This is a genomic window from Enterococcus sp. DIV0421 (assembly GCF_051713745.1).
GTDB classification, from domain to species: Bacteria; Bacillota; Bacilli; order Lactobacillales; family Enterococcaceae; genus Enterococcus_D; species Enterococcus_D casseliflavus.
In genome coordinates, this window is record NZ_JBIOQM010000002.1 from 1,369,516 (window position 1) to 1,390,109 (window position 20,594).

The 20,594-nt window shown below is 34.9% G+C and carries 21 protein-coding genes and 9 pseudogenes; 3 read left to right on the forward strand and 27 right to left on the reverse strand.

What is annotated here, in order from left to right:
- Positions 1–105 precede the first annotated feature (105 nt).
- The 12 genes and pseudogenes from IGI96_RS17640 to IGI96_RS17695 form a co-directional block, all read right to left on the reverse strand.
- Positions 106–864, reverse strand: coding sequence for a sugar phosphate isomerase/epimerase family protein (locus IGI96_RS17640; protein WP_438785413.1), 759 nt, complete (start codon positions 862–864; stop codon positions 106–108).
- 314 nt (positions 865–1,178) lie between these two features.
- Positions 1,179–1,448: an LPXTG cell wall anchor domain-containing protein gene (locus IGI96_RS17645; protein WP_438785414.1), complete on the reverse strand. Its 270-nt coding sequence runs from the start codon at positions 1,446–1,448 to the stop codon at positions 1,179–1,181.
- A gap of 22 nt (positions 1,449–1,470) precedes the next feature.
- Positions 1,471–1,950, reverse strand: coding sequence for a hypothetical protein (locus IGI96_RS17650; RefSeq protein WP_438785415.1), 480 nt, complete (start codon positions 1,948–1,950; stop codon positions 1,471–1,473).
- The gene (locus tag IGI96_RS17655; protein WP_438785416.1) at positions 1,895–2,116 is read right to left on the reverse strand and encodes a hypothetical protein; all 222 of its coding nucleotides are present in this window, start codon (positions 2,114–2,116) and stop codon (positions 1,895–1,897) included. Before IGI96_RS17655 ends, IGI96_RS17650 begins: the two co-directional genes overlap by 56 nt.
- Positions 2,117–2,213: 97 nt before the next feature.
- Positions 2,214–2,642: a glycoside hydrolase family 16 protein gene (locus IGI96_RS17660; protein WP_438785417.1), complete on the reverse strand. Its 429-nt coding sequence runs from the start codon at positions 2,640–2,642 to the stop codon at positions 2,214–2,216.
- 279 nt (positions 2,643–2,921) lie between these two features.
- A complete protein-coding gene (locus IGI96_RS17665; protein WP_438785418.1) occupies positions 2,922–3,353 on the reverse strand; it encodes a hypothetical protein in 432 nt (143 codons plus the stop codon).
- Complete coding sequence (locus IGI96_RS17670) at positions 3,340–3,552, reverse strand: hypothetical protein (RefSeq protein WP_438785419.1); 213 nt, start codon at positions 3,550–3,552, stop codon at positions 3,340–3,342. The genes IGI96_RS17665 and IGI96_RS17670 overlap by 14 nt, the downstream gene beginning before the upstream one ends.
- A gap of 218 nt (positions 3,553–3,770) precedes the next feature.
- Positions 3,771–3,935, reverse strand: coding sequence for a YSIRK-type signal peptide-containing protein (locus tag IGI96_RS17675; RefSeq protein WP_438785420.1), 165 nt, complete (start codon positions 3,933–3,935; stop codon positions 3,771–3,773).
- Between the two features lie 219 nt (positions 3,936–4,154).
- Positions 4,155–5,476 (reverse strand): annotated as a pseudogene (locus IGI96_RS17680) (PTS sugar transporter subunit IIC).
- A gap of 65 nt (positions 5,477–5,541) precedes the next feature.
- Positions 5,542–5,861, reverse strand: a pseudogene (locus IGI96_RS17685) (PTS lactose/cellobiose transporter subunit IIA).
- A 9-nt stretch (positions 5,862–5,870) separates the two neighbouring features.
- On the reverse strand, positions 5,871–6,188 hold the full coding sequence (locus IGI96_RS17690; RefSeq protein ID WP_438785421.1) for a PTS sugar transporter subunit IIB: 318 nt from the start codon (positions 6,186–6,188) through the stop codon (positions 5,871–5,873).
- A 7-nt stretch (positions 6,189–6,195) separates the two neighbouring features.
- A pseudogene (locus tag IGI96_RS17695) lies at positions 6,196–7,096 on the reverse strand (DUF7916 family protein).
- 586 nt (positions 7,097–7,682) lie between these two features.
- On the opposite strand from IGI96_RS17695, the pseudogene IGI96_RS17700 reads away from it, so the two are divergent.
- Positions 7,683–8,512: pseudogene (locus tag IGI96_RS17700) on the forward strand (ROK family protein).
- A 587-nt stretch (positions 8,513–9,099) separates the two neighbouring features.
- Here the strand turns inward: IGI96_RS17700 and tnpA are convergent.
- The 7 genes and pseudogenes from tnpA to IGI96_RS17735 form a co-directional block, all read right to left on the reverse strand.
- Positions 9,100–9,552: an IS200/IS605 family transposase gene (gene tnpA, locus IGI96_RS17705; protein ID WP_438785422.1), complete on the reverse strand. Its 453-nt coding sequence runs from the start codon at positions 9,550–9,552 to the stop codon at positions 9,100–9,102.
- 161 nt (positions 9,553–9,713) lie between these two features.
- The gene (locus IGI96_RS17710; protein ID WP_438785423.1) at positions 9,714–10,007 is read right to left on the reverse strand and encodes a transposase; all 294 of its coding nucleotides are present in this window, start codon (positions 10,005–10,007) and stop codon (positions 9,714–9,716) included.
- A complete protein-coding gene (locus IGI96_RS17715) occupies positions 9,959–10,522 on the reverse strand; it encodes a hypothetical protein (RefSeq protein ID WP_438785424.1) in 564 nt (187 codons plus the stop codon). The genes IGI96_RS17710 and IGI96_RS17715 overlap by 49 nt, the downstream gene beginning before the upstream one ends.
- Before the next feature lie 63 nt (positions 10,523–10,585).
- Complete coding sequence (locus tag IGI96_RS17720) at positions 10,586–10,786, reverse strand: IS110 family transposase (RefSeq protein ID WP_438785465.1); 201 nt, start codon at positions 10,784–10,786, stop codon at positions 10,586–10,588.
- Positions 10,707–10,913: an IS110 family transposase gene (locus tag IGI96_RS17725; protein WP_438785425.1), complete on the reverse strand. Its 207-nt coding sequence runs from the start codon at positions 10,911–10,913 to the stop codon at positions 10,707–10,709. Before IGI96_RS17725 ends, IGI96_RS17720 begins: the two co-directional genes overlap by 80 nt.
- Before the next feature lie 773 nt (positions 10,914–11,686).
- Positions 11,687–13,465, reverse strand: a pseudogene (locus IGI96_RS17730) (glycoside hydrolase family 35 protein).
- Between the two features lie 76 nt (positions 13,466–13,541).
- Positions 13,542–14,864 (reverse strand): annotated as a pseudogene (locus tag IGI96_RS17735) (PTS sugar transporter subunit IIC).
- Between the two features lie 269 nt (positions 14,865–15,133).
- Between IGI96_RS17735 and IGI96_RS17740 the strand changes: the two are divergent.
- On the forward strand, positions 15,134–15,358 hold the full coding sequence (locus IGI96_RS17740) for an AraC family ligand binding domain-containing protein (protein ID WP_438785466.1): 225 nt from the start codon (positions 15,134–15,136) through the stop codon (positions 15,356–15,358).
- Positions 15,359–15,616: 258 nt separating this feature from the next.
- Positions 15,617–15,892 (forward strand): helix-turn-helix domain-containing protein, encoded by a 276-nt coding sequence (locus IGI96_RS17745; RefSeq protein ID WP_438785467.1) that lies wholly within the window; start codon positions 15,617–15,619, stop codon positions 15,890–15,892.
- 581 nt (positions 15,893–16,473) lie between these two features.
- On the opposite strand, the pseudogene IGI96_RS17750 reads toward IGI96_RS17745, so the two are convergent.
- From IGI96_RS17750 to IGI96_RS17785, 8 genes and pseudogenes are all read right to left on the reverse strand, one after another.
- Positions 16,474–16,723: pseudogene (locus IGI96_RS17750) on the reverse strand (tyrosine-type recombinase/integrase); the annotation flags it as partial.
- A pseudogene (locus tag IGI96_RS17755) lies at positions 16,699–17,077 on the reverse strand (helix-turn-helix domain-containing protein); the annotation flags it as partial. The pseudogenes IGI96_RS17750 and IGI96_RS17755, both read right to left, overlap by 25 nt.
- A gap of 236 nt (positions 17,078–17,313) precedes the next feature.
- Positions 17,314–17,802: a hypothetical protein gene (locus tag IGI96_RS17760; protein ID WP_438785479.1), complete on the reverse strand. Its 489-nt coding sequence runs from the start codon at positions 17,800–17,802 to the stop codon at positions 17,314–17,316.
- A pseudogene (locus IGI96_RS17765) lies at positions 17,729–19,100 on the reverse strand (FtsK/SpoIIIE domain-containing protein). Before IGI96_RS17765 ends, IGI96_RS17760 begins: the two are co-directional and overlap by 74 nt.
- 74 nt (positions 19,101–19,174) lie before the next feature.
- Positions 19,175–19,330, reverse strand: a complete 156-nt coding sequence (locus IGI96_RS17770) for a MerR family transcriptional regulator (RefSeq protein WP_438785468.1) — start codon at positions 19,328–19,330, stop codon at positions 19,175–19,177.
- Positions 19,331–19,447: 117 nt separating this feature from the next.
- Positions 19,448–19,762, reverse strand: a complete 315-nt coding sequence (locus tag IGI96_RS17775) for a GPP34 family phosphoprotein (RefSeq protein WP_438785469.1) — start codon at positions 19,760–19,762, stop codon at positions 19,448–19,450.
- A 33-nt stretch (positions 19,763–19,795) separates the two neighbouring features.
- On the reverse strand, positions 19,796–20,107 hold the full coding sequence (locus IGI96_RS17780; protein WP_438785426.1) for a hypothetical protein: 312 nt from the start codon (positions 20,105–20,107) through the stop codon (positions 19,796–19,798).
- Between the two features lie 88 nt (positions 20,108–20,195).
- Entirely contained in the window at positions 20,196–20,582 is a 387-nt protein-coding gene (locus tag IGI96_RS17785; protein ID WP_438785427.1) for a YdcP family protein, read from the reverse strand.
- Positions 20,583–20,594 lie beyond the last annotated feature (12 nt).

Sequence of the window (20,594 nt, forward strand, 5' to 3'; positions counted from 1 at the left end):
AAGAGCCAATTTTATACAGCCTGTTATTCAGTTTTGGCAAAAATATTAATTGCTGTCATATTAAGCACTTATCAAAATATTACAACTAATATTTTTAATCAATTCTCAGTACACTTTTTCATCAAATATTCTTTGTAATTTCTCTGAATCTAAAATCAGCTGCTCTTTACTAGTAGCATATTCTAATGCAACATAACTATTCTTAGAAAAAGACTTTAAAAGCTTCTCGATATTAATTTCACCATCAAATAAACTAACACTATTTTTCAAAATTCCATTAACATTATGATAATTTTTACAGTGAACATATTTAGTAAACGAACTCATTTTGTTTAGTGCTTGTATCAACGATTCTCCAATAAACGCCCAATTGGCAGTATCAAAAACAAAATTAATGGGAAAATCTGTCTGACTAACAATACTCATAAATTGATAACAGTTAGTTATCGAAGCATGAAACGGATCTTGATTATTTTCTACGAATAAACAAATATCTTCTGGCAAAATTTTATCTAATGGTAATAAAGTTTCCTGAGTAATCCTCGTAGCATCTCCGATATTTAATTTTAAAAATGATGCTCCAATTAGTCTTGTTTCTATTAATAAGGTTTCTAAGAGAGGATTAAGCTTAGATTCTACCAGTAAATCTACATTAGCACTGTAAAAAAGTTCCATTCCTAACTGTTCTGCTCTGTTTTTTAAAGAAACCAATTCTACATTGCTATCCCTTAAAAATTCTCGTCGTACTTCAAATCGCTCAAAGCCCAAATCATAAACATGATCCAATAACTCAGTTTGAGTTACACCTTTGCTTAGACGATCTTTAAAAACAATACTATTAATAATAATTTTATTTTTTTTCAACATTTATTCCCCTTATAGACTCTCAAAATTTTAATAATCACCATTCAATCTTCATTCCCCTCTTCTAAATAAACGATATTAAAAAAATCAATCCTTTCCATTATTAATATATTATCAGCGCAATTTTATCACACTAAATAATACTCTGCAAATTCCAACATAATAAGTAAACAATCACCTATGTTGGGATATATTCTTTATTTCTAACCAATTTCTATTATAGATTTGAGAGTATTTTTCTCAATGTACATTCATTAAAGAATATTTAAAACGACAATTACCAAATACCATTATTAGATTTTCCATTAAAATATTTAGAACTTATAATTTTTATCTCTGTCAAGAATTTTTTCTTTTTTTAATCCAATGCCACTAAGAGTCACGAAAAAGAATCCTATTAAACTTGAAAAATAGATATTTTTCTCTCCTGTTTGAGGAAGCTCTTTATTGTTTGAAAAGTCCTTATTTGTAAATTTTTTAGTATCCTCAATTGCTTTTCTATTATTAGAATGGTCAATTAAAATATTTGTGCCTTCATTAGATTTAAGAGAAACTTGCTCAATTACAGAATCAAATTTTTCCATACTAACCTTCTCTGATGTAATGCTATTCGAATCTCTTCCCAACACTATTTTCAGATTTATTTTTCAATTCTCTATTTAAATGTCCATCAATAGGGTTCTTTTTGTCAATCATTGTATCAGGAATATCAACTATGACTGCACGAGAACCTTCATTTGTCCTGAATTTCACCTTATAATATTCTTGCGATCCTATCAGTTGCTGATCATCCTCCCAAGTCCAACCTTCAGGAAGCTTAATTGTAGCTAACTTAGCTCCTGTCGAACCTGAAAGACCCGATTCGGGAAGAACAATTAATGATACCGTCTTCAAAAGCGTTTTATAAATATCTCCTGTAGCTAATCCATCATTATTTAATGATTTATCTTTAGGAACAACGCTATAGTGAACATTGTAAATGCCTGGTTTCAATTTAGAAATATCATTTATATTAATTGTGTTAACTAATTTAAGTTCCCCCAGTGTCCGTGTACATGTATTCATCATCAATACTAGCATTAACAATATAGTCAACTCTATCTACTGATATATTAGACAACACATCATAATTTGTTCCTTCTTTAATTACTATATCTGATACACCGATTAGTTTTGGAGCATCAGCATACCACTCTTCTGCACCTTCTTTTTGCTCTTCATTTTGGGACCAACGAATCCAATCAACAATCATAGTAGTATTGTCCTCAGCTAAATAATCACCTGCATCTCCAGCCCAATCCCCACCTGTTGCTAAATTTAATTTTAGAATTTGTGGTCGATTGATACTTCTAGCAACCGCTTTCTAACCTTTCATCACCGACAAGATTCATAGAATTATAAATGACTCCATCAAGATACCAATCAATTCTTTCTGGAGACCAATCCACACCAAAAATATGCCATTCATTCCAAAAATCTTCCTCTATCTTAGCATTACCACCCAACTCGTATGGATCATAACTACCATCTTTATCTACATCACCATTTATATAGTAAAAATGAGGAGTTCCGTAAACAATTTGATTACTTTGTCTTCCATTATCTGTTGGATCAGTTTCTCCATTAACCGCTCTTTCTGTAGTTGGAGCACCAATTAATTCCATAATATCTATTTCACCACCACCAGGCCAACCATATGATGTCCCCATTAACCAAAATGCAGGAAATGCACCTTTACCTTTAGGTAGCTTAGCTCTCATTTCAATACGACCATACAAGAAATCCTTTTTCCAGATGTATTAACATAACCAGAATCATATTTAATAGGACGCCCATTTTCCCTTCTAGGATTAATTTCTTCACTTCCACGATCAGTAACTTTAAAAACAAACTACCATTTTCTGTATATACATTCTTCTTACTGGTAGTATAATTTTGTTGCTCACTTCTCGCTAAAGTCCCAACCATGTAACTCCAAGTATCTTTATCTAACTCTGACTTATCAAAATCTTCTTGCCAAATAATTTCATAATTACTTTCTGATTTCTCTACAACAACTAAATTGTCAATACTGATTTCGTTTTTTCGGTATTAATAGTCGAATCATCGGGATTCCACTTAACAATACCAACAAGTGTTTCTGCTCCTTCTGCAGTAAATTCAAATGTTTGCTTCGTCCAATCTTTTAACGTTTCATCTAAATATAGTTGGTTATATACTTTTCCTTGTTGTCTATTTTCTGTGAATTCCTTTGCAGTAAAATAGACTCCCGTAGGTGTAGCATTTCGAGCAACTACTTTCAAATCAGCTGTAACTAAATATTTTTTCCCTGGTGTTGTTGGTATTTTCTGCAAAATATATTCATCTTTTGTTTCACCATTAATTTTCCCAAACGTATTATTTCCCTCAGTTACAATAGTAGAAACTCCCCAAGGCTTCATCGTCCATTTTGATTTATTAGAAACAATGCTTCCTTCAAAAATCACCATCTGCCGCACGATTCAATTCACTATTCATCTTTTCTACTGTTATTTCTTCACTTACTGTTGATGGCTCTTCGACTTCTGTAGATGCAACTTCGTTTGATGTTTCTGCCCTATTCTCTACTGTTGTACCATCACTTACTGTTGATGACTCTTCAACTTCTGTAGGTGCAACCCCGCTTGATGCTTCTGAACCATTCTCCACTGTTGCTTCTTCACTTACTGTTGATGGCTCTGTAACTTCCGTATATGCAACTCCATTTGATTCTTCTACACCATTCTCTACTGTTGATCCTTCGCTTACTGCTGATGGCTCTGCAACTTCTGTAGGGGCAACTTCACTTGATGCCGCTGACCCATTCTCTACTGGTGCTCCTTCGCTAACTGTTGATGACTCTTCTATTAATGCGAAGATATTACTATTTACCTCTGTATCAGTAACTCCTGCACGGATACAGAATTACCTAGATACAGAGCTGTTCCTACTAAAACTGATGCAACTCCAACACTTAATTTTTTGATAGAGTATTTTTGAACTTTATAAGCGTATTTTTGTTTCCGCAATAATACATTTCTTTTAGACACCATTATTTCACTCCTATATTAAATAAAATTAGATATTATAAAACTCTACAACACTTTAGAAGAGTTTAATCCACCTCAATGTATTAATAAAACGCTCTCATTTATAAAAATGCACTATAGAGTTTAAACCGCCAAAATATTTGTGAAATCACTTATATTCATACCAGAATAATTATAATAGCGATTATTCTGGTATGAATTAGCAACGCTATAAAATGTTAATTATATATTATCTTTATATTGTTCACTAGCTTTCCATCTTCTTTCAACATTAAAGATAAACGGTAAATAGAGCAGAATATCTAATACAATCAAAATGACTTGTAAAACAGAAGCTTGCCAGCTACCAGTTGCTAAAAAAACCTGAAATAACTGGTGGCATTGTCCAACCAGGATCTGTATATGTTCCAGGGACTATGCCTGAGCTGAACGCAAAATAAGCAACAATGAGATTTACTGCTGGAGCTAAAACAAACGGAATAACTGTTAAAACATTCAAAACGACAGGAACCCCGAACATTGTAGGTTCGTTAATATTAAAAAGACCAGGTAATAATGTTAAAAGGAGAAAGAACCTTGGCCTGTTGACTGGCTTTACGACGTTTTGCTAACCACGCTAACGCAATAACTAACCCAATTGTCGCACCCGAGCCACCAATAAAAACAAAATTATCCATAAATACAGATGTGAAAACATGAGGAAGTTCTTGTCCAGCTTTATGAGCTGTCGCATTTTCTGTTAAATTAGCTAACCAAATAGGCTTCATAATCGGATTATTTAAAACATTTCCTCCGTGAACACCACAGAACCACAATAAACCATTTAATAAAACTACAATAAAATTACCAAACAACGTACTTCCCAACATACTAAATGGAACACCTAAAACTGTTTTTACTATGTCATGTACATTAGGTAGTTTCAGACTATCTAACAGTCCATAAATAATAAGCCAAAAAACTAGAATTACTGTTCCAGGAATAATAGCACTAAAACTTTTTTTGACACCGCTGGAGGAACTCCTTCAGGCATTTTTATACGAATATCTTTTTTCATAAACCACTGATACGCATAACCATTAAGCAATCCTAAAACAATGGCTACAAATAATCCGCCAGATGATAAATATGATGGTGCGATTCCCCCAACAGAACCTAACGTTTTACCCGATTCATCTAAAAAAGGAATTGTAAACGGAGTAACCATTAAAAACGCTGATATATTAATGACACCAGCTGAAATTCCATCTTCTTTATACTGTTTGACAAGACTATAAGGAATGGCAAAAGCGACAATTAAAGCGATCAAATTAAAACTAGAATCGACCCCTTTCCAAAAGATACGTTGAAATGCCCACTTCCCCGAGCCAAGTTTCCCAACCTGGAACTGGAAAACTTGCAATCACCATCAAAAATGAGCCAATTAGAATTAACGGCATTGAATAAGTAATACCATCCCGAATAGCTATCAAAAACTTATTACTTCCAAAACGACCAGCAATAGGAACCAATTTTGTTTGAACTACTTCTTCAAATTTATTCATTCGCCTTCTCCCTCTATAAATAAAAATATCTTCAAAGTTTATAAACTAATGATAATTAGTTCATTTTATTCAGATGCTAAGGATTTATATAAATCAACAATTTCTTTAGCTAAATCAGTAAATGTAATGCTTGTCATTAAATGATCTTGACTATGCACCATTAACAAAGTAATAGTATTTTCTTTTCCTTGTGCTTCCGCTGTTAACATTTCTGTTTGGGAATTATGTGCACAAACCAAAGATTCTTGAGCAGATTTTAGCTTTTTTTCTGCCTCTTCAAAATCAAATCGTTTTTCTTTGCTTGAATTGCCTCCATTGCATTATTTTTTGCATCACCTCCATACATAATTAATCCCATTACTGCTTGCATTGTTTTCTCATCCATATTTTCCATCTATTTCATTAATCCTTCCGCTAAATCAATTACTTTTGATCCATTCATCATTCCATAATCTGTCATTGGAATGACTGCAACTGGAATACCTTTAGGTTTCAAATTTTGTTCAAATTGTTGAAGCATATATCTTACTTGGGGTCCTAACAATACAACATCAACATTTTTATCTTCTACATATAGATCAGCTTCTGCCACTGGAACTGCAAAAATTTCTACATCTAAATTCTTTGCCTCTGCGACTTTTTGCATTTTTGTTACTAACAAACTAGTACTCATTCCAGCCGCACATGCTAACATAATCTTTTTCGACATCATTATTCTCCTATCTATTAATTGATCTTGCGATAACAGACACTGTATGTCTGGTTCCTCTAATTGCTTTACTTAGTTCATAAATATTTTCTACTGGTGCTAAACCACCATATCCTGCATCACCAATGTGCTGAATATCAACACCACAAATCTTATTACGAATTGCAATATCTCTAATTGTTGACACATCAGAGCTTTCTTGACTTGTACCAATAGCTGAGAGGACTAAGCCACCATTCTTATGAACTTCTTTTACAATTTCAACTAAATCTTTTTCTTTAAATCCTGGAACTGTTCCGACAGCCGGTACTAAGATAATATCTGCACCAGCATTTAATAACTTTTGTGTAATCTCCACATCTATAATTGTTTCATCTAATCCAGCCCCATGCATCTTACCCGCAATAATCAACCCAGAGAACGTTTCCCTCGCTTCTTCAATAGCTTTAAGAATCTGTTTGTTTGATACACCAGTTCCAGGATTACCTGTTAAACAAATAAAATCAAACCCTAAATCTTCTGCACGTTTAAAAGTTTGTATATTTGCTTGTCTCCCAATTTCTAATTCCAAACGTTCTTCTTGTATCTCAGCATTTTAGATCAACAGGTTCTAAATTTACACCTATCGGACATCCGATTAAAGAATGCAACTCTTCAATAATATTATTTTCTTTACTATCTAATCCAAAAATTTTTGGATGTAGTACGTCTAAACCATTTAATAAAATTAAATCTGCACCAAATGCACGCGCAATTTCAGCATTGGTAATATCACCTATAAAACTTTCTCTCGGTGCAACATTTTCGGATAATACAACTCTTCCTTCACTAGCCTTAATACTTTGCTTTAATTCTTGAGCATCCATTTTTAAAATTTCTGAAGAATTTGCGCTTATTAATCTTTTTGTCAAACATCTCTCTCCATTCAAATTAAAATTTCTACAGCCAAAAAATATAATATCTATGAGACAAAATTATACAAATCTAAAATTTTCTAATCAACTTACCTTATAACATCAACCAAACAAAGATTTTCTTATAAAAAGGAAGCCTTATTCTCAATTATATCAAAATCTTACATCACTCCTAACACATTTAATCTTTTATTTATGTAATAAAACCTCCTCGCAATTTGCATTTATATTTCATTTTATAACTATTAAAACCTTTCCACGATATTTATAATAATATATTATTACTAAAATCATTTTAATTTCTTGAGGCAAATATTGTCAATACCGTTAAAATTAATTTTTTTCTAATTTCCCTACCCCAAAAATTGTAATAGTAAATCTTAACCCGATACATTCTTATATTCTAATATGCTATAATTCTAAATAAAATATAGGAGGTGTTCAAAATAGAAATTACAAAAAAACAGAAAGAGCTATGTTCCCAAATATTAAATGTTATTTATCCTGAAGGACCAATATCTAGAATAGATATTTCAAAAAAACCGGTATTACTCCTGCAACGATTAGCTTACTAACAGGAATAATGATAGATAAAAATATCTTATACGAATTAGGAGAATACTATAATAATAAAGCTGGCAGAAGAAAAATTTTATTAGATATTTCCCCAAAGCACAGTTTCTTTATAGGGGCTGAAATATCTGAGTCATTCTACTCTTTCGTCTCAACTGACAATACAGGAGAAATTTATAATAAAAAAGTGTATACAATAGATGCGTCAGATCCTTCTATTACACATGATAGTTTTATAAATAATCTTTTATCTTTTTACAATTCATTAAATGTATCTGTGTCTGCAGTCGGTATTGCTCTACCCGGCCATTATAATAATTCGACAAGAATCCTGACTAATAACTGTACATGGAAAAATTTCGATCTCAAAAAAATTGTGGATACGATAAAAATCCCAGTTTATTTTGAAAATAATGTAAATTGTATGGCCCTTGCGGAACATTTCTTCTATAAACGGACAAATGATAATTTTATTTTCATATTGGGCGTGGTATACATTGTTCTTATTTTTACAAAGGAGATATTTTTAGCAAAGATAATTTTTTGATTGGTGAAATAGGACACACAGTAGTTAATCTTGATGGACATTTTTGCGAATGCGGAAAAAGAGGTTGCTTACAAACATATACTAGTGAAACCTGGTTATTAAAACATTCAAAATTAATTTATAAACATTCTTCTTCTACTTTTTTACATCAATTAGTCGATAACGAGCGTGATATATCTATTGAAACAATTTTATATGCATATGAATTAGGTGATTCTGCTATTTCCAAGTTAATAAATACGGCTCTTAATTATATTGCTTTAACGCTAAATAATTTTAAATATGATTCTTGATTCTACTAAATTATTCCTGCACGGAAAAATTTTTGATAATAAAAATATCACTAATACCTTATTACAACTACTAAATATTAAACCTAAACTATTAACCTTTCAAAACCAAGAAGAAGTGATTAAAAAAGACTATAAAAAAACTAATGGTGCAGTAGGAGCAACTGCATTATGTGTCTACAAAAATTAGAAGAACACAATTTTATAACATAATTTTCCATCTAAAATATTTTTATATAAATGGTAAAAGTTTTAATATTAATAATTTATATCTATCTGTAAATGGCTTTTTATCACAAGTACCTATCAAACATATCCCTTACACAGATTGCTAATATTGATTCAAATCGTTGTTGGTAATAGATTTTTCATGAACATAAGGCATATAATTAAAAAATGTATAATGTAAAAAGTGTCGATTTCATTTAAATTAACTCGATTTATTGTAAAAAAGTAATGATATATGACATACATTAACTAATTATACTCTCGAAAAGTAAAAAGCCCTAGAAAAGGCTCACCACTCGCTAGCCCCTTAAAAGGGGCTTTTTAAATGACCACAAACCGCTCACAGCCCTATCTCCCTTTAACTATTTAAATGGATCTACGTACTCTTGTTTACTTATACTATCTCTTATTCGATCATCTGCTTCTTGTTCTCGAATATATTTTTCAATTGTTTTTTGATTTAATCCAACCGTACTCACGTAGTATCCTTTGGACCAAAAGCTTTTATTCCCATACTTATATTTCAAATTCGCATGTTTTTCATGGATTAAGGTTGCACTTCGTCCTTTTAAGTAGCCCATAAAACTAGAAATACTAATCTTTGGTGGTATTCTTACTAACAGTTGAATATGGTCAGGCATGGCATGCGCTTCAATGATTTCAACATCTTTCATCTCACACAATTTTCTTACTATCTGACCAATACTTACTCTTAACTTTCCATAAATCACTTTTCGTCGATACTTCGGGGTGAAGACTATGTGAACCTTACAATTCCATCTGGTATGTGCTAAACTTTTATCGTCGTTAGACATAAAAAAACTCCTTTCGATCTGATATGCGGTTGGTAGCCACTATTAGTATATCGAAAGACAAACTATATTAAGTCAAGCACAAAATGAAAAGTTTGAATAACGTAGTTTTGACATTATTTGAAGGCATGACAAAGAACCCTTAGGCAAAGGGGATTTTAGAATCAGTTAACAATCATTTTCTGCTCCTCATAAGGCTTATTATCTTTCAGTAGTTGATAAATGATTCGTACCAGTTTTCGAACAACATGACTGATTGCGACATTGTAGTGTTTTCCTTCTGCTAGTTTTTTCTGGAAATAGACACGCATAGACGGAGACCAAATAGACATGAGTCTGGCGGCTTCATGCAATGCCCAGCGAAGCTGAGAGGAACCTCGTTTGACCATTCGACCAGTTTCAGTCTGATTCATTCCAGACGTAGAGATGGAAGGTTCTGCGCCTGCATAGGCAAGCAATTGATTCGGCGATCGGAAATTATTAATATCTCGAATTTCGGCGAGAATGACACTCCTAATTTAAAACCAATGCCAGGAATTGTTAAAATAGGTGAATCGATTTCACTCATTAATCGAGCAACTTCCTTCTCGGCTTTGTCTCTCATAGTTGTAAGGTACTGAATGGCATCAATAGTTTGAAGGAGTTCAAATTCTAACGCTGGCGACTCTTGACCAATAGAGGTTTGCGCGAGTGCTTTGAGCTTAACGGCCTGTTCTTTTCCAAAGTGACCTTTTGAGTGCGTTGAAATGAGATTGGTCAACTTCGTTAAGTGTGCATTTCCTAATTTTCTAGCAGAGGGGTATTCTTTTAAGATTGCGTACACATAGGATTGGTACTTCGCGGAAGAAGAACCCAAAGAAGGTGCTAATTCTGGAAAGAGAATATCTAAAATGCGTGTGTAGTTCACTTTTTTTCGAGTACAGTCCTCTCTTAATCTAGCTGTGTGTCTGGTTAAATATTTCAGCTCAATCATTGAGGGGTTCGCACTAAATGATTGTTTATCAAAAAAGATCTGCTCGTAATTTACGAGCGATCGTCATGGCGTCTTTTTATCGGTTTTGGTTTTTCGTAAGCTTTGATTTTTGGCAAATTCTTTAATTAAGTATGGATTATAGCTATAAGTTGGGTACCCTTGCGTCCGAAGGAAGCGTAAGATATTAAAGCAATAATGACCGGTATCTTCTAAGGCGATTTGAATCTCTTCGCCGGTTGTTTTCTGCAAATTGGCAAGCGTCATTTTGAAGCTTCGTAAAGCCTTCACGATTATTTTCAATCTGAAGATGACGGATAAAAACCGTTCCTTCAGTATCAATGATCGCTAAGTCATGTTTGTGCTTGGCAATATCTATTCCAACGTACAACATAAGGACCACTCCTGACAGATAAAATTTACGCTATGCTCCACTTACTCTTTGCCTATGTAACCTTGTGATCAATCAAGCGTCACGAACAGATGTCATGCGCTAACAAACTTATTAACAATGTGACAAAGAGCTGTGGCCAGAGCCTTTCGACAACAGTATTCCAAAGGAATCTGGTGGAGGTTATACTAGTCCATAGCGTCTAGCTCAATTATAGACAAAATAACAGCTAGTTAAAACGGAATAGCTGATTAATTGAGTATCTTAAATATACAAGGAGTTTTTTATCGCTAAAGCTATTTCGTCCACGCGTAGAAACGCGCGTTTTTTTTGTTTCGTTCGCGTAGCGTACGAAACTGACTAAAGTCAATAATAAAAAGCACTCGAAAAAATCAAGTGATTTTTGAGTGCTCCTTATTTTTCTATTCATTTTTGAGAAATCAAGTACTTATTCTAGTCATTTTCATCATGTTGATCGATGTAATGAGCAAGCCTATCTATTTTCTAACTTCCTGTATGCCTCGAACCACATATCAGGTGAAACCCAAACAAGTCTTCACAAATCTCAAAAATGTTTCCAAGTCGATCTTTCATCGCTCACATACTTTTTAAATTTAAGTCATTGATAAATGTTCTTTTTCTTTATGATAATCCAAAGACGTATTTACAATGATATTTCTGAGATTTCTCTTTGGAGTTGAAGATAGGTATGAAAATTACATCACAAATCTTTGAGGTCGATGTAAAAATCCTCTCAGTTTTTTGCACTTTTATAACTAATTTGAAATTTTCGTAACTAGAGATTGCTCACAGAAGACGAGGTCTTTGATTTCTATCCCCTCAGTTTCAAAAAGATTACGACCTCGTTAGTGCCTTTCTTCAAAAACTCTTTCGGACAATACAAAGAACGAATCGGTCCTCTTTGCCAGTAACGGCCTAAATTGATACCGTTAACGATAACCACCCCTTTGCCATAGGCCCGACAATCAATAAATGTATCTACGAGATCAGTTAACGTGAATTCAGCTTTATAAAGCTGAACCGGATTTTTACCAGCAGTATAATCGATTCTTTGCAATTGTTCTGCTGACAAAGTCAATGCATATTGCCGATAGCCTTGATGAAAATGGATGTCTTGCATGTCCCCCTCGAATACCTTTCACCTGTGTATGCCCATTCAATTTAAAAGCCATAGTTTACCCTTCCCAAGTTCTCCACTAAAACATCTATTTCAATTAATCCTTTCTCTGGCGCCCCTTGATCATCACCTCATCCCCAAGAGTCTCCTGGTATTGAATCGTCTGCAGGAGGCCATCTGCATAAAGATGTACTCGATCACTGGCTTCCACCACCTTGAGCTTGTTTTTCGTGATGATAATTTTTAGTTTTACTGAATAAAGCATATACCCATAACCAGGTCCTGCTTCTTCCATCGTTAATGGATACGTCGTTTCTTGTGCTGTCATCATTTGGTCTTTTATCGCAAACAGTGAGACACTGTCTTGCACAGGGACTGTTCCTATAGAACCAAACGTTTTCCTACGGGGCTCGGCTTGCCATACTTCAGGACATACTTCTTTAATGGCTTTCTGCACAAGGAAATATTTCTCAGTCGGCTCGCCAGCTTCATTCAATAACGCATCGTAGTCATAACTAGTCACTTGTGGCAAATCCAACACACATGAAGCAGAACAACCATTATAAAAACCAAAATTGGTGCCTCCATGGAACATATAAAGATTTAATGAACCTAAACCTAGCATATCCTTAGCTTCATTAGCTAAATCTTGACCATCACGCTTAATAATCGGTTCTCCCCAACGATTGAACCAACCATCCCAATATTCCATGCACATAACCGGCCACTTTTTGCCGTGTTTTTCCATAAATGCCTTCATCACTGCGTTCTCTTTGGAATGGCTACCGAAATTTCCTGTTATGAAAACATCCTCTTCAATCAGTGTACCAGCATCCAGTACTTCTTCCCAGGCACCATCTGAAGTAAATAGCGGGACATCGATGCCGAATTCTTCCATCAACCGTTTCGTTTGCCGTAAGTACTCTTTTTCCATGCCATAAGAACCGTATTCATTTTCGACTTGCATCATGATGACTGGTCCACCATGTGTCACTTGCAAAGGAACTAATTTTGGTAAAAGCACACTGAAGTAAGTACGGACTTTTGACATAAATCGTGGATCAGTTGAGCGCAATCGCACGTTCTCTTTCAGTAGCCAAGCTGGTAGTCCGCCGAATTCCCATTCTGCACAAATATAGACAGAGGGCCGCAAAATGACCATCAAACCAAGTTCTTGTGCCAATGACACAAAAGCGACGATGTTTTTCATTCCCTCAAAAGTCATAGACCCCTTCCACTGGTTCATGTAGATTCCAAGGAATATAAGTCTCTACGGTATTCGCCCCCAGTGCTTTTAAATTGTATAAGCTATCTTCCCCATTGCGCCGACGTTATGCGAAAATAATGGATCGCACCACTGATCAATTTAGTTGGTTTTCCATCTACAAAAATTCTTCTTTTTTTCAAATGTTTGCACCTATTCTACTTCCTTAATATACAAAAATAATTCTTACCATGCTTCTATTCCATATAATCTACAATTTATTTAAAAATTATAGAAACTTCTTATTAGCCATTCTTACAAACGGCAAATAAATTAACGTGGCTAAAATTAAATTGATAATTGATAAAATAATTGATCTCCAATCAAATCCTGTAGAAAAGAATCCATATAGGATAGGCGGCATTACCCAAGTTACATTTTGTGTCACTGGAGAAACCCAACCTAAATCCGTTGCTAAATATGCCACACTAGACATTACAGCAGGACATAATAAAAACGGAATAAATAAAATAGGATTTAATACAGTAGGCAATCCATACATTACAGGTTCACCAATATTAAACAAAACAGGCATAAAGCCAAGTTTTGCAACTTCTTTGTAATGACTATTTTTTGATATCAAAAAAATTGCAATTAATAAACCTAGAGTTGCGTACCAAACAAATGAACCATATGATACACTTGTCCAAACATATGGAATAGTTTCATGGTTTTGATAAGCTTCTAAATTAGCTAATAAAGCTACTCCAAAAACACCTTCCATAATAGGGGCCATTACATTTCCACCATGAATTCCGAAAAACCAGAAAAATTGTGTTAAAACTGCTACTAATACCACTCAAATAAACACGGATATCTAACATAGGTGTTTGTAAAACTTTGTATATCCAATCTATAATTAACGAATCAGTAATTTTTATTGAAAAAAATGTAAAAACAGCTACAATATACAATGAAACTAGAGCTGGAATTATTGATAAAAATGGTTTAGCAATAGCTGGAGGGACTGTGTCAGGTAGTTTTATTGTCCAATTTTTATTCATTAATTTACAAAAAATAATTGAAGACAAAAAACCTATGATTATAGCTGTAAAATAACCATTTGAATTAATTTGAGTACCAGGTAGCAATCCTGTTATAGTCACATTCAAACTACTTCCCGTTACTTTTATTCCTTCAACACCTGTAAACAAAGCTGATAAGTCAATATTATTGTTCTCCAGATTGTAAGTTGAAGTCATAGAATTACCTATAGAAATAACAAATGAAGATAATGCGACTAATCCTGAAGACAAGGTATCTGTTTTGTATATTTTGGCGATATTTACTCCTAAACAGTAAATAAATAACAAAGCTACTATCGAAATACTACCTTTAAAAACTAAGTTATTAATATCTACCCACCATTGAAAAAGACGTAATCTCTTGAAAATTAAATTGATCAGGAATATCAACCAGAAATGCATTAATTAACAATGCAATTGAACCTGTCATTACTACAGGCATTGTTCCTATAAAATGAATCTCTTAATGCGACTAAAAATCTTTGATTACCAATCTTAGTAGCTATAGGTAAAATTTTATCCTGAATTTTATATCCATTGTTTTCCTACTCATTATATAAACTCCTTCGAAAAGCAATATTTAGAAAGCGCTATCTGATTTATATTATATATTTTTTTGACTATTTGAACATGATAATTTATACTTATAACATGTTTTTTTCTTCATAACTCATTACATAAAGGAGATATATGATGGAGGACTTTTGGTATCATAATAGATTATTTTCTGCCCCCATTTCTCCTTTCCCAATGCGGATACGAATCTTATCATCCTAACTCTTCTATTCGTAATTATATTGTTCAACAAAAATGGATATTTCATTATATTTTATGTGGCAAAGGATTCTTAGAAGTAGACGGTCAATATTTTGAACTAAAAGAACATGATATTTTCTTTTTTTTCAAGGTGAAAAAAGTAAAATATTATACAGATAAAAAAGAACCTTGGACACTGATTTGGTTAGGAATCCAAGGTGATAAGACGTCTGCATTTTTGAAAGAAACAACTTTAATAAAATAATCATACAGCTCGTTTAACTGAAGATATGAATAAAAAGATAAAAAAACATACTATTTGAAATAGTATGGAAAATAGAGAACTAATTGATGAACCGGAAACTGTAAAAGAATTAAGGAATAATAGCGCGAATATTTATAAGTTTTTATATCACATCAAAAAATTTTTTTTAAGTCCTTCTTTAATAACAAATACTCCAACTCAAGTTAATATCATTGACTATATTAATAACCATTATATGAATGATATTTCTCCTGAAAAATAGCTCAATATTTTAACATAAGTTACAGCCAGTTATATAAAATATGTATATCTAAATTTAATACCAGCCCCAAGAAAATAATAACTAATCATAGAATTAGAGTCGCTGTGGATTTATTAATTGATTCCGATAATACAATTAAAGAAATAGCTCAAAAAGTTGGATACAAGGATGAATTTTTATTTTCTAGAACATTTTCTAAAACAATGGGATATTGTCCCTCTAAATTTAGAAAGCTTGATAAAGATCAGCTTAAAAACATACGATTTAAATAGGTTAATCTACCTATCAAAAGTAGCAGAAATGTGACATAAGTCCATAGTAGAAAACTGCAAGCAGTGACGAACAAAATAATACAACGTCGACTATCATTTTTTCATAGTTTTTTATTTTTATTAATCCTTTTTTGAAAAGTAAGAATTTCTTTTTAAAAATTGTTGGTTTAACTCTCATAAACCCACCCAATCTAGGATTTATAAAAACTTATTTTGAGTCAAAGTTAGAAATCCCCCCTTTAATACTTCTATAAGAATACATTTTTTACTTTTTCAACGATGTCAAAGTTATTATGATTTGTCAAAGTAAAAATTAAGATAGTAAAGATATCACTATAATAAATCAATAGGTGGTTCCACTTAACAAAAGAAAAAAAATCTTCTAGAAAAAATACAAATTAATAGAATATTTCCTTTAATCTTTTTTGATTATCTATCCATAAGTCCGCAAATGCTGGAATATCCCGTATTTACGGACTTTTTTACTTTTCAATCGGTAGATATTCGCCTTAATTCCGCATATTTCCGCTTCAAACCTGCTTGAAAAGTAGTAAAAGTGTAGTAACTTTATGCTTTTACTACTATGCTACAAATCGCTGTATTTCAGATTTTACTGTTTTCAGTGAAGCGTGAGCATAAAGGTTCAAAGTGATTGTGATATTAGAATGTCCCATTACATACTGTAATGCTTTTGGGTTCATTCCCGCATTAGCCAGCCTTGTGCAGAATGTATGACGCATAACGTGTGGCGTGACTTTTGGAAGCTGGTCTTTTGTTCTTCTTGTTGTATTTCTTGATAAGATTACGGAACATAGCTTCATAATTACTTGCAGATAGTAATGTTCTGTGTACTTGTAATGTCCGTAGTCCTCATGGAGCATATAGTCAACATTGAGCTTCAATATATCTCTGATAACGTGCTGTATATCCAGCGTGGGAAAACGGATACGCACATAGTCGAACAGCAGGAACATGGGAGCGTCGGGATTGAATTTCTCGACCGCTTCCATGAGCTTGTCCTGCATATCGTCCGTGAGCTTGACCTTTCCCGCTTCGATACGGTTCAGGTGTTCACGGCTGATACCAGCCATGATTGCAAGCCTTGTCTGGGACACGCCGTAAGATAGGCGTTTTCTCTTTCAAGGCGGTGATAAAGGTGCTTTCATTCAGCCTGCATACCCCCAATCGTGTATTTATAGAAAATCTGTGATATTTTCCGCCGATTGTCACAGTCAGCCATGAGTGAGGGAAAACCCTTATGCCTAGCGGGATTTCCAGACTTTTTGACCGTAGTTTCCAGCGGAATTGTGCCCCTCTGTTAGATACCGAGGGGCTTCTTTCGTAGAGCAGGGCAAGCCCTGCTCCACAGGACGGCTTACACGGTCTGGGTCGCTTCGCTGACCGTGTAAGCCGTCAGTGGTTCAGTCAACCCTTGTTACGCCCGTATAAACTACGATAACGTCGGTATCAGCAGAAAGGCATTTTCTGACGATATCCTTGTCAATCCCATATTCATGGTATATCTGTCTGAAAAAATCCTTATCCACCACAAGAAACGTAAAACGGTAAAAGTTGAAGCCATGAATGGAAAGCCATTCGTCCAGCACCACGGAAAAGAGCAACGGAAGTTTCAATCTCCCAAGTCCCGCTTCTGTCAGAATATCTTCCATATGTGCATGATAGGCTTCTGTCGGAAATTCCTCACATTTATCGTCAGTCGTGCCAGCGACACTTTCCAAATCCGCAAGGAAGCGGTCAAAGTCTACGCAGACACCCTCAACGTGCAAATCTGCGGTAGGGTCGCTGTACCCCATTTCTAAAAGTCCCATATATTTTTCAATTCTCCTTTCGTTCATCTGATACGGCTTGCCTTGCCAGTGCAAGAGAGCCAATAGTCTGTAAAAAATCATGACCCTTTGGTCCAAGGGGGAGTGTAAAACTCCGATATGACGCTCGTACCCACGTCACAATAGCCACGTCCTTTGATACGCTTCTGGAAAAACTGTTTCTTTACGTCGCTTCCGAAAAAGCATACCGTAGCCAAGCTCGCTGATACGTCCCAAGCCTACACGGAAGTTGAAGTTATCTCTGATACCGTCGCTGAAATACTTTGCGTCGGGACGCTGGCAGGCGACAATGAGGAAATAGCCCGCCTGTCTGCCAAGCATGACGATTTTCTTTAGCTGGCTTAAAAGGCTCATGCTTTCCTTTGTCCCCAGCATTTCCAAGAACGCCACATACTCGTCAAAGATAAGGAAGCAGGGCGGTAAGCCCAGATAGGCATAGTTCTCGCCCGTCTTGTAGTCTGGGTGGTGCTTCATTTCCTCGCTTCGCTGTACCATGCCCTCATAGAACGCATTGACACACTCTATCATATCTTCTTTGGTGTGGTACATGTTATCCATGACCGTACCCAAGTCCGCAAGGTCAGCGTTCTTAGGGTCTAAGATGAAAAGCTGGGCGTTGGTCTGCAAGAGGGCTTCAATGATTGTCAGCAGGAAATAGGTCTTTCCACCACCAGTCCCGCCACAGATAAGGGCGTGAGGGAGTGCGTCGTATTCCCATGTTAGGTTCTTCATCAGACGCAAGCCCCCGTTTTCAGCCTTTACCTCGTCAATCGTAATACGGTTCGCTATCATGTCATAGAGCAGGATGTACTCGATATAGCCGTCATGGAGCGTCTTGTCGGTCAGCTCGCAGTAAAGCCCGCTTTCCAGCTTATCTTCCAGTCTAAGGAGCTGGTCTTGATACTTTCCCAAAGAGATTTCACAGCGGATATGGAGCAGTCCCGTGTCCATTTGATAATAGATTTTAGGAAACCAGACGATTTTTCCCTTGGTCTGCTCTGCAGGTCAGTGAAAAAACCGCTGTCCTGTACGGTCTGGGCTTCATACCACTTATTGTCCAGTATCATGCGGGAGAGCTTTTGACGGTGTAATAGCTTCTTAAAATTGTCATGGAAGAAGCGGTAATAAAGAAAAGCGACCAATGCACAAACACCAGTCGCTATCCCTATGGTTATGAAGTTGTATGTGGAAAGCGTCACGCCATTATCAAGTAAACTGAAATGCTCCCAATCGGTACGCATGAGCTGTCCCATGTTCAGTAGCAGGAGAACCGCCACGAACAGAAATAGGAGCGTACCTACGCAGAAGCGGTACACAAGGTTCTTGTCGCTGGCTCTGATACGCTTTCCCTTATATTTCAAAATGTTCATAAACACCCCTTTCTGGATATGGAATAAGCGGTCAATCGTATAGACTAACCGCTTTTGTAACTACTTTAATCAATTTTTAATATGGCTTTAATTTCTGGAATAGTTTTCTTTTGCTCACGCAATTCTTTGATGTAGGAAATTCGTTCCATACTTTCCACACGTTTATAACGTCTTGTCAGATTTTCTTCCGCTTGCTCAAAGGAGCATACCTTCTTCCGTATAGAACTTTAATGCACTGTATCTTACATCTGTGAGCCTTACTAATTCACCGATAGTTACATACTCTGAATTTTTTATTACTTCCATACTTCTTTGCCTTGACATATCAACCAACTCCTTTAGACAGAGAACATTACAGGTATGATAGCGGCTATATCTAAATCCTCAATATGTTGAACCATTTCTTTCACAAGAGTTCCTGCGTCGCTCTTTTTGATTGTTTCTATTTTATTTCTTAATTCTTTCTGTTCAAATTTTGAAAAGTAATCTTTCAAGTTCCCTGCTTTATCCATGAGTGCAGTTAATGCAATAACATCTTCTGATATTTCTCCGTTTTCCAATAATTCTGCACGAATTTTTTCAATAATCCCTGTAATAATTTCTTTTCTAGGAACGTAGGTATCTTTATTCCCTAGAAAACCACTTTTTAGCAGGTTCTAAAACATCTGCTTCCTTTAAACTATCTATTATAGCATTTTCAAAGTCATACAATTTTTGTTTGTAAAAGCAATCGTATAATTTTCTACGACTTTTTCAACTTTCACAGGTTTATCTTGATTTACCACATCATATAGCGATTTTAAATACGCCAAATGTTCTGGTAATTCATCACAGACACTGACTTTCTTATCATTTAAAGAAATACATTTTGCTAATTGCATATCCAGTAACCCACTTGCAATCAAACATGCAACTGCTTTTTGATTAGAGCTTGGTAAAATACCTTTCCCATTTACCGTACAAACCATATATTCTTGTGTAATTGATAAATCTTTCATTTTTAATTCCTCCTTATTTCTTATCAGTTATTACTTACTACTCATGATTTAATATCACACTTTCATATGAGGCTTGTCAATGAAAATGCTATTTTTTCTGCTGTCCCTGTGGAGCGTGGTTCTGTGGATTGCCTGCGGGCTGACCGCCTTTATTTTTCAGCACAATGTCGTCTGCCTTGATGTACCATTCCACGTCTGCCCCTCGGTAGTTGGCGTTTGCCACGGTATCGGCAACAGGATTGATAAGCTCCACCTCGGCATTGTACGGGTAGTCCTTTACAAGGATTTCCGCTGGGATAGATACCTGTATCGTGCGTTCCTGCTGACTGCATTTCAAATCATAGGTTCTGCGTTTGATTTCCTCACTGGTTGTCCCGTCCTCATTCTCCACGCGCACCTCATGTCTTAATGCGGAGAACTTCAATACTCCGAAAGTCTTTTCCTTATCTAATACAATTCCATTCGCTAATCTCATAATCTGTTATCC

Bases quoted from the DNA above. Each gene is read 5' to 3' on its own strand.
- IGI96_RS17645 (WP_438785414.1), bottom strand. From the start codon at position 1,448: ATGGAAAAATTTGATTCTGTAATTGAGCAAGTTTCTCTTAAATCTAAT.
- IGI96_RS17655 (WP_438785416.1), bottom strand. From the start codon at position 2,116: ATGATTGTTGATTGGATTCGTTGGTCCCAAAATGAAGAGCAAAAAGAA.
- IGI96_RS17665 (WP_438785418.1), bottom strand. From the start codon at position 3,353: ATGGTGATTTTTGAAGGAAGCATTGTTTCTAATAAATCAAAATGGACG.
- IGI96_RS17675 (WP_438785420.1), bottom strand. From the start codon at position 3,935: ATGGTGTCTAAAAGAAATGTATTATTGCGGAAACAAAAATACGCTTAT.
- IGI96_RS17690 (WP_438785421.1), bottom strand. From the start codon at position 6,188: ATGATGTCGAAAAAGATTATGTTAGCATGTGCGGCTGGAATGAGTACT.
- tnpA (WP_438785422.1), bottom strand. From the start codon at position 9,552: ATGTCTAACGACGATAAAAGTTTAGCACATACCAGATGGAATTGTAAG.
- IGI96_RS17715 (WP_438785424.1), bottom strand. From the start codon at position 10,522: ATGATTGAGCTGAAATATTTAACCAGACACACAGCTAGATTAAGAGAG.
- IGI96_RS17720 (WP_438785465.1), bottom strand. From the start codon at position 10,786: ATGACGCTTGCCAATTTGCAGAAAACAACCGGCGAAGAGATTCAAATC.
- IGI96_RS17725 (WP_438785425.1), bottom strand. From the start codon at position 10,913: ATGTTGTACGTTGGAATAGATATTGCCAAGCACAAACATGACTTAGCG.
- IGI96_RS17760 (WP_438785479.1), bottom strand. From the start codon at position 17,802: ATGATTTTTTACAGACTATTGGCTCTCTTGCACTGGCAAGGCAAGCCG.
- IGI96_RS17780 (WP_438785426.1), bottom strand. From the start codon at position 20,107: ATGAAAGATTTATCAATTACACAAGAATATATGGTTTGTACGGTAAAT.
- IGI96_RS17785 (WP_438785427.1), bottom strand. From the start codon at position 20,582: ATGAGATTAGCGAATGGAATTGTATTAGATAAGGAAAAGACTTTCGGA.